The sequence below is a fragment of the Bacillus sp. 3G2 genome (assembly GCF_044324725.1).
Taxonomy (GTDB): domain Bacteria; phylum Bacillota; class Bacilli; order Bacillales; family Bacillaceae_G; genus Bacillus_A; species Bacillus_A mobilis.
This window is the reverse complement of record NZ_CP172246.1, coordinates 3,421,286-3,434,922: the sequence shown is the minus strand read 5'-3', so window position 1 is coordinate 3,434,922 and position 13,637 is coordinate 3,421,286. Positions and strand designations below refer to the sequence as shown.

Genomic DNA, 13,637 nt, shown 5'->3' with positions numbered 1-13,637 from the left:
CCTGACAAAGAATGGGAAGGAAAGGTTGTATAGAATGACAAATGAACAGTCGATTGTAAAGGTTGAGCGATTAACGAAGCGAATCGGTTCAAAGACACTTGTAGAAAATATTAGTTTCGAAGTTAAAAAAGGTGAAGTGGTTGGTTTACTCGGACCAAATGGTGCTGGAAAAACGACCTTAATGAGAATGATGGTCGGCATGATTCGTATGACAGAGGGAGAAGTTTGGATTGACGGCCAATCTGTAAAACAGCAATTTGAAAGTACTGCTTCGAAAATTGGAGCAGTAATTGAGGCACCGGAATTTTATCCTTTTTTGAGCGGCTATGAAAATTTAACATATTTCGGACGAATGAATGGTAACGTGACAGAAGAACGTATCGATGAAGTAGTGAAATTGTTAGGGATGGGACAAGTAATTGACCGCAAAGTAAAAGCATATTCACTCGGCATGAGACAACGTTTAGGAATTGCTCAAGCGCTTATTCACGATCCAGATGTATTGATATTAGATGAACCAACGAATGGATTAGATCCTAGTGGAATACATGAAATGAGAATGTACATAAAGAAAATTGCACATGAACAAGGAAAAGCGGTACTTGTATCTAGTCACTTACTTTCAGAAGTTGAATTAATGTGTGACAGAGTTATCATTATTCAGCACGGAGAATATGTGGCGACGCAAAATATTCAGCATAATCAAAGCGAAGAGATGGAGACAATCCGTATACGTGTAGATGATGCGAAGAGAGCAGCAGAATTGTTAGACCAAGATGTTTTAATAAAAGGTAATGATCTACTTATTACTGTAAAAGATGAAGAAATCCCAAATGTTATTCGTACATTGCTTGAGAAAAATATTCAAGTGTATCGTGTATATGAAGAAAGAAAAACGTTAGAAGAGCAATTTTTAGAATTAACAGGGGGAAAAGATATTGTTTAATTTAGTATATAACGAACTGTATAAAATATTTAAGCGAAAGCGAACGATTATTCCCTTTGCAGTTATTGCAGTATTAATAATTGGATTAGGATGGGTTACGGTAAAGTATCTAGAACCAGAAACAAAAGGATGGAAAGCCGATTATACAGAGCGAACTGTAGAAATTGAGAAAAAACTAGGCATGAAAAAAGAAGCTATTTTAGCAGAGCGATCTGGAGATGAGCTTGTAAAGGAATATCAGCTGAAGATGAAGTATTTGGATACAGATACAGCACCGGCAAGCAGTTCTCCGCTTTCTTTCATGAGAGATACAGGTTTTATCGTATTTCCAATATTGCTCCCATTTATCCTCGTGTATGCAAGTACAATTTTTGCGAATGAATATAGCTGGGGAACATATAAATTTTTAACGATACGACCAGCAAGTCGATTTAAAATTTTGACAGCCAAATTTTTAGCAATCGTGATATTTGCAGCATTATTGTTTATATTTAATATGATTTTCTCCACATTATGTGGGCTTGTTATTTATAAATTCCAGCAGCCTGCATGGAGCGAGTTTATTTTCCAAGACGGAAATATTATAAAACAAAATATTTTTGTAGAAGCTAGTAAGTATTATATTTTATCGTGGTTGCCGACCATTGTGTACGCAGCGTTTGCATTTATGATTTCTGTGTTAACAAGATCTAGCGGAGGCGCGATTGGTATTTCACTATTTCTTGCTTTATCAGGAAACATTGCATTATTAGCAGCAACTAGATATGATTGGGCGAAATATTTATTGCCAGCAAACACAGATTTATACAGTATTGCAAAGAATGGAAGTTTTATTGATGGAGTAACGTTCCCGTTTGCTTCATGTATGTTATTACTGTATTTATTTGTATTTTTAAGCATTTCCTATACCATATTTTTAAAACGTGATTTAACTTAATAAAAAAGGAGCCGTTAAGTATCTCTTAACGGCTCCTTTTTTTATGCAAATTGTTTAAGTGCTTTTTCTGCTAGCAAAGCGAAATACTCTGCACTTATAGGTAATGCTCGCTCGTCTACTGTAAAAGCTGGATGATGCCATTCATGCGTGCCACTCGATCCCATAAATACGAATGAACCAGGTATTTCTTGTTGATAAAAAGAAAAATCTTCTCCGGCCATTGACGGGGTAGGAGAGATGATATTTAAATTCATTGTTTCTGCAACTTGAGTCGATAAGTTTGTTAGAGATGTATCGTTTTGAACAGCAGGAGGACCTGCATAAAAACGAAATTCTGTTTTTACACCTAATGCATCAGAAATCCCTTGAATAATACGTCTCATTAGTGCAGGGATTTTTTCACGTGTTTCAGTTTGGAATGTACGTACAGTACCTTCCAGTGTTGCTTTTTCAGGAATAACGTTCCATGTATTTCCTGAATGGATGTTTGTAACACTAACGACTGTATTATGAGAGGAACTTATATTCCGGCTTACAATTGTTTGGAGTGCCATAACAATTTGAGAAGAGGCGACAATAGGATCTACCCCGGCATCTGGTACAGCTGCATGCGTACCAACTCCGTGAATTTCAATTTCAAATCGATCAACTCCGGCCATGAGTGGACCATCTTTAATACCGATTGTACCGACTGGTAAATCAGGTTTATTATGCATACCGAAAATAGCTTGCACATCACGTAAATGTCCGGCTTCAATTACTTTGCAAGCACCATCGCTACTCTCTTCAGCTGGCTGGAATATAAAGCGTACCGTTCCGCTAAGAGAAGATTCTTTTTCTTTTAATAAATAAGCGGCACCTATAATAGCAGCTGTATGAAAATCATGACCGCAAGCATGCATCTTGCCGTGAATTTTTGAAGCGTACGGCAGATTTGTTTCTTCTTGAATAGGAAGGGCATCAATATCAGCACGGATCGCTATAATCGGTCCGCTATGATTCCCTGAAATTTCAGCAATAACGCCTGTTTCTAAACTAGAATGTATAATCGTAATGTTTTTCTCTTCTAACCAATTCTTTATAGCTTTCGTCGTTTCAAATTCTTCGTATGATAATTCTGGATACTCATGCAAATTTCGACGAATAGAAATGAGTGCCTCCGTTAATTGTTCTAGATTTGCTGCCACTTATCATGCCCTCTTTCTTAAATAAAGTATTTACATTAAGTATACAATAAGAAAAGAGAGGATTCTCAAATGAAAATCCTCTCCCGTTTTATCCCGCTTTAATGGGCAGTAAGACCCCCATCTCAAAATTCAACGAAAGCAAAGAATTTAGGTGGGGGATCAACTGCCCATAAAAGTCCGATTGGTTCAACTAATAATCAGTGGGGGATGAAGCCCTCCACTGACTAAAGTTTCACTTTATGCTGCCAATTTTTTGTGTGTATGATGTTTACGATAACGTCCACGCATTGCATAAGCAATTTGCGGGATTGCAATACCAATTAAAATAAGTGATACACCGATCCATTGTGAAGATAGCACCGCTTCTTTTAAAACGAATACAGACATAATGGTTGTAACCGGTAGTTCTGCTGCACCAAGAATAGTCGCTAAGCCAGAACCGATCTTTGGAATACCAATTGTAAAGGCAATAGAAGGAATAACGATACTAAATGTTCCTAATCCTAAACCGTATTTCCAAAGTCCTTCAGAAATTGCACCGCTAAAAATAAATGTTGGCGGGAATACGATCATTACTAAAGTTAAAGCGCCAGTCATTAAGAGAACACCGCGTGGTAATGAAGGTACTTCAACAGCAACTTTTCCGCTTACGAAAATGTATGTTGCGAATGTAACAGCAGATAATAAACCTAGTATGATTCCAGTCATATCGAAATCACCCGCTGATTTTTCTAGTAAACCACTTGATAAAAATGTACCTGCAAGTAAGAAAATAACGGAAATTACCTTTTCTCTTGAAGGTAATGTCTTTGTTGCGACTGCTTCAATAATAATGCCGACCCAAACGAATTGGAATAAAAGTATAATTGCAATAGATGCTGGTACAGTTTTTAATGAAGCATAATAAAAAATTCCAGTGAAACTTGCAGATGTACCTGCAACGAATAAAATTAACGCTTGTTTTAATGGAACGCGATGTCTAGAAAATAGAAGTGTAATAGCAAGCAAAATAATCCAACCGAACAAATATTGGCTGCCAATTACCTCTCCAAGTGAAAATCCTTCTGCATATGCAAGTTTAACGAAAATAGCTAAAATCCCATAACTACACGCTCCTAATAAAACTAAAAGAGAATAACGAAGCATGAAAAATTCCTCCCATCTATATGAAATTGTTCCTAACGGACATATATAACTAGAGGGAAGTATACAAAATTAAAAATAAAGGGTCAAATAAAAGAAAAGTGTGACATTTTATAGAATAATAATAAAAGTATGATATTTATGCATAATCTTGAAATTAATAATAATAGAAGTATTATAAAATCAGCTTTGTATTGTATAAAGATAGCATTTGAAAAAAATATTTTTTAATCAATATGTATGTAGATGTACTCGTAACGTGCTAATCATTTGAGAAACTATGTTACCTTTGTTATGTTAATAACAAGTAGAGAAGTTTCGTAGTTCAATTGAGATTTTTCTATATAATAGAAGGAAATGAAAACGTTTTTTTAGAAACTGTGTGAAAGAGTAGTTTCTCTTATTATTACGTTGGAAAAGTGATTTCACGAATTGTTCATAGTATTTTTATATGTTTTTGCTACAATATGTAAGGAGAGGAGTGGAACAATGCAAGATATTAGTATTTTTTTAGCGTTTGGCGCCGGGTTTTTATCATTTATTTCCCCATGTTGCTTACCGCTTTATCCGGCATTTTTATCGTACATAACAGGTATGTCGGTTTCTGAGTTGAAAGAAGAAAATGCAATGCTTCGCAAGAGAAGTATGATACATACAGCGTTTTTCTTACTTGGATTTTCAATTATATTTATTGCAATTGGATTTGGTACAAGCTTTATTGGAGGTATCTTTACAGATTATAAAGATTTAATTAGGCAGTTAGGTGGTATATTTATCATCGTGTTCGGTCTTATTATTGTCGGCGTGTTTAAACCGAAATTCTTAATGCAAGACCGTAAATTTACGTTTAAAAATCGTCCTAGTGGCTATTTGGGATCTGTTTTAATTGGATTGGCATTTGCTGCAGGGTGGACACCTTGTACAGGACCTATTTTAGTATCTGTCATTGGATTAGCAGCAACGAACCCAGAATCAGCGATGATTTATATGATTGCATACATACTTGGATTTGCTATCCCATTTTTCGTGCTATCATTCTTTATTACAAAAATGTCTTGGATTAAAAGAAATAGTATGAAATTCATGAAAATCGGTGGATATGTTATGATTGTCATGGGTATCTTCCTATACTTTAACTGGATGACGAAAATTATCGTATATTTCTCAAGTTTATTTGGTGGTTTTACGGGTTTTTAGTATTATTCTGTGAAAATGTTGGAAATACTAACGGAAAAGCATATAATGAAAGTATATTTTGCATATAGCCACAAAAAAGGATGAGAAAATATGAACATAGTTGTTTTATCCAGTATCGTTGCTGTTTGTATGGCTGTCGGTGCGATGTTTATTCGTTTAAAAGCAGCTAAGAAACCTGCAACATTGAAAAAAATTATACTTCCGCCATTTTTTATGAGTACGGGCGCATTGATGTATGTTTTTCCTGAATTTCGATTAACTCCAGCAGAAATGTTAGAAGCAATTGGTGTTGGTTTGATTTTCTCTATTTTTCTTATTAAAACATCTAAATTTGAAATTAGAGGACAAGAGATCTATTTGAAGCGTTCAAAAGCCTTTGTTTTTATATTAATTGGATTACTTGTCGTGCGAATTGTATTTAAAACATACTTAAGTCAATCGCTTGATTTAGGACAACTTAGTGGCATGTTCTTCTTACTGGCGTTCGCGATGATTGTGTCATGGAGAATTGCTATGTACCGTTCCTTTACGAAATTACAAAAGGAAATGGAAAAAGAAGATGGTTTTTATAATGAAAAAGATATGAAATTAACTTAAAAACTGTATATGTATAAATAAAAAGACAGCGTTTTTTGACGCTGTCTTTTTATTTATATTGTTAACATCTTCTGTCCCAGCCACGTCGTATAAAACGTTCCCCATTAAAGAAACAATTTAAATTTGGTGATACAAAAGGACCGATAAACGGAATAATATTTGGTTCTGTAGTCTCATCAACAGGAATCGGTGGTTTAGTAGGATCAGGTCTAAGTGTATAGCGAACGCGGGCAGTATTTTGAATGAGACCGTTTCGTGGCTCTGCTGTTACTTGAACGATAAAACGGACAACAACGGATTCACCTGGATTAACCGTTCCAATAAGAATACCAATAGTTGGATTACTTCCAGGACGTGAAACGCCGTTTACTGTTACTGAATTTGGATAGAAAGTAACTTCGGGAGGAAGTGGATCGGTAATGAGTACATTATTTGCAGGAATAGCGCCATTGTTAGTAAAGGTAAGTGTATATGTGATGAAGTCACCTAGCGAGGCGCTATTTACATCTGCGGTCTTAATAAATGTGTTTGGTTCATTAGGGTTTACTTCTATCGTAATTGGTGGTGTTGTTGTCGTTGTTGTGACAGGTGGTCTAGTAGGATCAGGTTGAGAAGTATACGTAATGGACGCAATATTTGTAATCATTCTATTAGCTGGAAGTGTAATAACCTGTACTTGGAATGAAATAGTTACTGATTCTGTTGGATTAAGAGTTCCAACTGGAATTCCTGTGGATGGATTTGCGTTTGGAACGGGAATGTTATTGATTGTGACACTATTTGGAATGAATGACGTGCCGACAGGAAGTGAGTCTATAACAGAAATGTCAGTGATAGGAATTGTACCTTCATTTTGGAAAGTGATAGTAAATGTAATCGTATTACCTACTGAAACGATGGATTTATCAGCAGTTTTTATAGGATTAATAGTCCCGACGTTTACAGGAGTAGTTGTGGTAGGTGTAGGCTTAGTAACGGATACAGGTGGTTTAGTAGGGTCTGGTTGGTATTGGAAGGAAACGTTACCTTGGTTTTGAATTTCTCCGCTTGGTGGAATTGAAGTAACTAGGACACGGAAAGAAATCGTTGCGGATTCAGAAGGAGCAAGTGTTGAAATCGGGATGCCTGCTGCTGGATTTGCGGTTGGTTGCGGCACAGTGTTAATAGTAACACTATCTTGAATGAACGAAGTTCCGGCGGGAATTGTATCAGTTACCATTATATTATTAGCGGGAAGGGTACCTGTATTTTGGAGTGAAATCGTATACGTAATGATATCACCTAGTGTAACTGTTTCCGGCGTAGCTGTTTTTTGTGGATTTAATATAGCTGTATTTACATTCGTTGTGTTAATTGGAGTAGGGTCTGTAATGGTAATAGGAGGTTCACCAGGAACTGGTTCATATGTGAAAGTAACAGTTGCTTGATTTCGAATGATACCACCAGGTGGTACGCTTGTTACTCTCGCTTGAAATTGAACAGTAATTGTATCGTTCGGATTGACTGTACCTACAGGTATACCCGCTACAGGATTTGCTCCAAGGTCTGGAAAGCCATTTATTACAACGCTACCTGGAACAAATGTTAACCCATTCGCTAATGGATCAGTAATGATAACAGAAGTTGCCGGGACTGATCCGCGATTTTGGAAGGTTACGGTATACGTTATAATCTCATTTATATCTACAATTTGTTTGTCTGCTAGTTTGTTTGGGTTAGGAGTAGGCGTAATAACGGATACTTCAACAGTTGGAGTAGGGTCTGTAATGGTAATAGGAGGTTCACCAGGGTTTGGCTGGAATGTGTAAGTGACAGTTGCAGTGTTTTTAATAATACCGTCTGGCGGGAGTGCAGTTACAGTAACTTGATAAGTTAATGTAATAATTTGCCCTGGAGTTACAGTTCCGACATTTACACCACTATTTGGATTTGCCCCAGGTGAAGAAACACCATTTACCGTAACGCTATTCGGAATGAAAGTAGTACCAGTTGGAGTAGGATCTGTAATAATAACATCTGTCGCATTAATATTCCCGACATTTTGGAACGTAATTGTATAAGTGACAGTATCACCAAGGTTAATAATTTGCGGGTTTGCTTGTTTGTTAGGGTTAGTAGTAACTTCACTTACTTGCGTCTTCGTAGTAGGAGTAGGGGTAGTAACAGACACAGGTGGTCTAGTAGGATCTGGCTCATATTGGAATGAAACGGTCCCTTGATTTTCGATAAAACCTGTCGGTGGTATTGATGTTACTTGAACTTGGAACGTTACGATGACTGAAGTGTTAGGTGCTAATGTACCGATAAGAATTCCAGAACTAGGAATGATACCTGGTTCTGGAACGCCATTTATCGTAACGCTATTCGGAATGAAAGTAGTACCAGCTGGAATAGGATCGGTTACAAGTACATTTGTTGCTGGGACAGTTCCTGTATTTTGCAAGGAGATTGTATAAGTGATTGTGTCACCTAATAAAGCAAATGTTTTATCAGCAGATTTTGTAGGGTTCGTTGTTGCGGTGTTGACATTTGTAGTAGTAGGCGGTGTTGGAGTAGTTATCGTTACTGGTGGTTCACCAGGATTAGGTTGGAATGTGTAGGTGATAGTAGCTTCGTTTACAATAATTCCGTTAGGTGGTATAGAAACAACACGAACTTGGAAAGTTACAACGACCGATTCACTAGGGTTTAATGTGCCTAGAGGGACACCAAGAGCCGGATCTACATTACTAGTTGGAATACCGTTAATTGTAACGCTATTTGGAATGGAAGTAGTCCCTATTGGGATGGGGTCTGTAAAAACGATGTCTGTCAGTTGTACTGTTTGTAAGTTTTGGAAGGTAACGGTGTACGTAATAATATCACCTATATCAACGTTGTTTCGATCGGCTGTTTTTGCTGGGTTAATAATGCTATTAATGATCTCGGTATTAACTGGTGGTGTTGTCTCTGTTTCTGTAATAGGAGGTTCATTTGGATTAGGCTGAGATGTAAAGTTGACTGAACCAACATTTGTAACAACCCCATTAGGAGGTATATTTGTAATCGTTACTTGGAACGTGATGGTTATTATTTGATTAGGCTGTATTGTGCCGATAGGTATCCCAATATTTGGAGCAACACCTGGCTGTGGAATACCATTTACTGTAACAGAATCTATAATAAATTGTGTACCTACTGGTGGTGGATCAATGACGGATACATTTGTCATAGGAATATTTCCGATGTTTTCAAGAGTGATTGTATAAGTGAGTGCATCTCCAATATTGGCGATTTGCAAATCTACTGTTTTCGTTGATTCTAACTCTGCATTTTGTACAATTGTTTCTGCAATTGGAGTAGGTGTAGTTGTTGTAATAGGAGGGAGTGTCGGGTCTGGTTGAGACGTGTAAGTGACATTTGCTTCATTTGAGATGATACCATTTGGTGGTAAAGCAGTTATTTGAACTGCTAAAGTAACAGTCACTATTTGTCTAGGATTTAATGTTCCAACTGGGATACCTGTTTCTGGTGTCAAGTTAGGTTGTGAAATACCGTTAATCGTAATGCTACCAGGAATAAATGTAGTTCCAGTAGGGATAGAATCTGTAATGATAACATCAGTTGCAGGTATATTACCAGTATTTTGAAGGGTGATCGTATAAGTGAGTGTATCACCAATACTTGCAAATGCACGGTCTACCGTTTTTTGCGGATTCGGGTTAGCGGTACGAACAGGTAAGGTGACAGTAGGAGTTGTTACTGTTGTTGTAATAGGTGGTTCGCTAGGATTAGGTTGAGAAATATAGGTAACAACTGCTGTATTTTCTATTTTTCCGTTAGGTGGAATAGTATTTATTTGTACTTGGAACGTAACAGTGACGGTTTCACCAGGATTCACAGTACCGACGGAAATTCCTGTAAGGGGACTTACACCAGGTTGAGGAATATTATTTACTATAACGCTATTTGTAACAAAAGTTGTACCAGGTGGCAAAGAATCTGTAATTGTTACACCTGTAGCAGGTATAGTTCCTTGATTTGTAAATGTGACAGTATAAGTTACGATATCACCAATTTCTGCAAACGTAAGGTTTGCAGTTTTTGTTGGGCTTATGACTACAGTCTGAATAGGAGTCATTGTTTCAGGGGTCGTTTCTGTTTTTGTGACTGGAGGTAAGTTTGGATCCGGTTGATAATTAAATGTTGCACTTCCTTGATTGCGTATTTCTCCACTAGCAGGGATGTTTACTACTCGTACTTGGAAAGTAATGGTCGCTCGTTCGGATGGTGCTAAAGTTCCAAGTGGAATTCCTGATGTTGGATTGGTTCCAGGCTGAGGAATACCGTTAATCGTAACACTATCTGGAACAAATACAGTACCGGCAGGGATAGAATCCATCACGGTTATATTCGTAGCAGGGACAGTACCGGTGTTTTGAAATGAAAGCGTATAGGTAATAATATCATTTAATGCAACGAAGGAACGATCAGCTGTTTTTTGTGGATTTAGTGTTGCTGTATTAACTGCCGTTTCTGTTTCAGGAGTTGTAATAGTTGTTGTAACAGGAGGTTCATTTGGATTCGGCTCATATGTGAATGTTATATTTGCTTGATTTTTAAGGACTCCCCCGGGCGGGATGCTATTTACTATACCTTGGAACGTAACTGTAATACTTTGACCAGGATTTACAGTGCCGACTGGAATACCAATTTCGGGATTTTCTCCAAGCTGTGATGTTCCATTCACGACAACGCTACCTGGAACGAATGAAAAACCGGATGGAAGTATATCTTTCACAATAACATTTGTAGCGGGCACGGTCCCTCTATTTTGAAATGTTACTGTAAAAGTAATCGTATCTCCTAAATCAGCAATTTGTCGATCTGCAGATTTTGTAGTCGTCGGATTTGGATTGTTAATTGGGATGTTCACGCTTGGAGTGGTAGTAGTTGTTGTAACGGGGGGCTCACTTGGATTCGGTTGATATTGATAAGTGAAGGATGCTTGGTTTCTAATTATTCCATCAGGTGGTAAATTTGTAACGATAACTTGATAGGTGATTGTTTTTGTTTCCCCGACAGAAATAGTGCCAAGTTGTATTCCGAGTTCTGGATTGGAGCCAGGATTTGAAACGCCATTAATCGTAACGCTATTTGGAACGAAAATAGTCCCGTTAGGTGTAGGGTCTGTAACGACAACATTGGTAGCTGGAACTGTCCCATTATTTGTGAATGTGACCGTATAGGTAATCGTATCACCTATATCAGCAACTTGTTTATCTGCAGATTTTGTAGGTGCTGTAACAACGGTCCCAACTTGTGTTTCCGTTTTAGGAGTAGGGGTAGTTTTTGTAACAGGGGGTTCATTTGGGTTTACAATATGATTAAATGATACACTGCCCTGGTTTTCTATAAGGCCATTTGGTGGCACACTTGTAACTTGAACCTGGAATGTAATTGTTTTTGCTTGATTTGGATTTAAAGTGCCGATTGATATACCGTTTTCAGGATTACTGTTAGGTTGTGAGACACCATCAATCGTGACACTATTTGGAATAAAAGTTGTACCGTTTGGGATTGGATCTGTTAGTACAATATTCGTAGAGGGAACAGTGCCGTTATTTTGTAAACTAATTGTATACGTAATAACATCACCAATATCAACGAAATTACGATTAGCAGATTTTGTAGGGTTAACCGTAGCGGTATTAACAGCGACTGTAGTAGGTGCTGTCGGTTCGGTTGTTGTAACAGGCGGTTTTGTTGGATCTGGCTGATACGTATATGTCGTTGAAGCTTCGTTTGTAATAATACCGCCAGCAGGAATTTGTGTAACAAGAACTTGAAATGAGAGTGTTTTCGTTTCACCAGGATTAATTGTTCCAATTGGAATTCCTAGTGCTGGATTTGAATTTGGAACGGGAGCATTATTTAAGACTACACTGTTCGGAATGAATGTTGTACCAGCAGGAATTGTATCATTAAAAACTACATTCGTAGCAGGTATCGTACCATCATTAGTAAAGGTAATTGTATACGTAATAATATCACCAATATCAACAGTAGTTTTATCCACTGTTTTAACAGGGTTTGTAATAGCCGTGTTAACAGGAGTAGTGGTAGGTGGTGTAGGATTTGTTGTTGTAATAGGTGGTTTTGTTGGATCTGGTTCATACGTAAATGTTGTGGTTCCGATATTTCGGATTAAGCCATTTTCAGGGAGAGAAGTAACTTGAACTTGGAATGTAACTGTAGCGGTTGTACCAGCAGCGATTGTGCCAATTTGTATACCACCAGCAGGATTTACACCAGGTTGTGAAGTGCCGTTAATTGTGACGCTATTCGGAATAAATGTAGTGCCACTTGGAATTGGATCAGTTACAATAACGTTCGTCGCATCAATGTTTCCTGTGTTCGGTACAGTAATTGTATACGTAATAATATCACTAATATCAGCAATTTGTGGACTAGCTGTTTTTGTTGGATTTACAATTGCAGTTCGTACAGAAGTGTTAGTCGGAGGTGGCGTTGTCGTAGTGGTTGTTGGAGGCTCATTCGGATTCGGTTGCGACGTAAATGTTACATTTGCTTCGTTAGTAATCGTTCCGTTAGCTGGAAGGGAAGTGACTTGGACTTGAAATGTGACAGTTGTAGTTTGACCAGCAGGAATTGTACCTAGCGGAATATTTGTTGGAGTTACGCCAGATTGTGCCGTTCCATTCACTGTAACGCTGTTTGGAATAAAAGTAGTGCCAGTAGGGATAGGGTCTGTGATAGAAACGTTTGTCGCTGAAATATTACCGTTATTTGGAATAGTAATCGTATACGTAATGATGTCACCAATGTTCACAATTTGTTGGTTTGCACTTTTAGTTGGATTAATGATAGTAGCATTAATTTGTGTTTCAACTATATTACTTGTAGAGTTTCTGTTAATTGGTGGTTGGTTTGGTGGATTATATTGAAAGCTTGAAGTTGCACTATTTGGAATAGGGTTAGGTGTAGGGAGGGTATTTACTCGTACTTGGAAAGTAATTGTAGCACTCCCGTTTGCTGCAATCGTTCCTACATTTATACCAGTAGCTGGATTATCGGTAGTAGAAGTACCATTCACTGTAACGCTACCCGGTACGAACGATGTGCCGGCAGGAGGTGTGTCTGTAATGATAACATTATTAGCAGCTAATGGGGCTTGATTTGTGGCCGTAATTGTATACGTAATCGTATCACCGATAGTAGCAATTGTTTTATCTACTGCTTTTGTTAATGCGACATTAGCTGTGAAAATATCTGTATTCACTATATTACTTGTTGCTGTTCGATTAATAGTGGGCGCATTAGGAGCTGGCTGAAATGTGTATCCAAATGCTGCTACGTTACTGGCGACAGGTGGGGTAGGGATACTTGTTACATCTACTTGGAAAGTAATTGTAACAGAACCACCAGCAGGTATGTTATTAATAGGAATTCCAGTTGAGGGATCGCCAGCTGTTGGAGTACCATTAACAGTTACACTGTTTGGAACGAAAGTGGTGCCAGCCGGAATGGGGTCTGTAAATGTAACGTTTTGGGCAGGAAGTGTTCCGGTATTTTGGACAACGATTGTATAGGTTAAACGACTTCCTATTGTTGCAATTGCCATTCGATT

7 protein-coding genes and 1 pseudogene are annotated in these 13,637 nt (G+C 37.7%); 5 read left to right on the top strand and 3 right to left on the bottom strand.

All coding sequences use genetic code 11. From position 1 onward, the window contains the following. Positions 1–34 precede the first annotated feature (34 nt). Together ACHZK0_RS17570 and ACHZK0_RS17565 are read left to right on the top strand one after the other, a co-directional pair. Positions 35–946, top strand: a complete 912-nt coding sequence (locus tag ACHZK0_RS17570) for an ABC transporter ATP-binding protein (RefSeq protein ID WP_262743470.1) — start codon at positions 35–37, stop codon at positions 944–946. Continuing rightward, the gene (locus ACHZK0_RS17565; RefSeq protein ID WP_262743469.1) at positions 939–1,883 is read left to right on the top strand and encodes an ABC transporter permease; all 945 of its coding nucleotides are present in this window, start codon (positions 939–941) and stop codon (positions 1,881–1,883) included. The genes ACHZK0_RS17570 and ACHZK0_RS17565 overlap by 8 nt, the downstream gene beginning before the upstream one ends. A gap of 41 nt (positions 1,884–1,924) precedes the next feature. Here the strand turns inward: ACHZK0_RS17565 and ACHZK0_RS17560 are convergent, their stop codons facing one another. Together ACHZK0_RS17560 and ACHZK0_RS17555 are read right to left on the bottom strand one after the other, a co-directional pair. Then, positions 1,925–3,070: a M20 peptidase aminoacylase family protein gene (locus tag ACHZK0_RS17560; RefSeq protein WP_395760753.1), complete on the bottom strand. Its 1,146-nt coding sequence runs from the start codon at positions 3,068–3,070 to the stop codon at positions 1,925–1,927. 237 nt (positions 3,071–3,307) lie between these two features. Then, entirely contained in the window at positions 3,308–4,216 is a 909-nt protein-coding gene (locus ACHZK0_RS17555; RefSeq protein ID WP_046954537.1) for an EamA family transporter, read from the bottom strand. A gap of 326 nt (positions 4,217–4,542) precedes the next feature. On the opposite strand from ACHZK0_RS17555, the pseudogene ACHZK0_RS17550 reads away from it, so the two are divergent. The 3 genes and pseudogenes from ACHZK0_RS17550 (at position 4,543) to ACHZK0_RS17540 (ending at position 6,007) form a co-directional block, all read left to right on the top strand. Then, positions 4,543–4,686 (top strand): annotated as a pseudogene (locus ACHZK0_RS17550) (peptidase T). Positions 4,687–4,702: 16 nt separating this feature from the next. Then, positions 4,703–5,410: a cytochrome c-type biogenesis protein CcdA gene (gene ccdA, locus ACHZK0_RS17545; RefSeq protein ID WP_097844375.1), complete on the top strand. Its 708-nt coding sequence runs from the start codon at positions 4,703–4,705 to the stop codon at positions 5,408–5,410. Positions 5,411–5,500: 90 nt separating this feature from the next. Continuing rightward, complete coding sequence (locus ACHZK0_RS17540) at positions 5,501–6,007, top strand: CcdC family protein (RefSeq protein WP_001028640.1); 507 nt, start codon at positions 5,501–5,503, stop codon at positions 6,005–6,007. A 61-nt stretch (positions 6,008–6,068) separates the two neighbouring features. On the opposite strand, the gene ACHZK0_RS17535 is transcribed toward ACHZK0_RS17540, so the two are convergent. Beyond that, entirely contained in the window at positions 6,069–13,631 is a 7,563-nt protein-coding gene (locus tag ACHZK0_RS17535) for a hypothetical protein (protein WP_395760752.1), read from the bottom strand. Between the last annotated feature and the right edge of the window lie 6 nt (positions 13,632–13,637).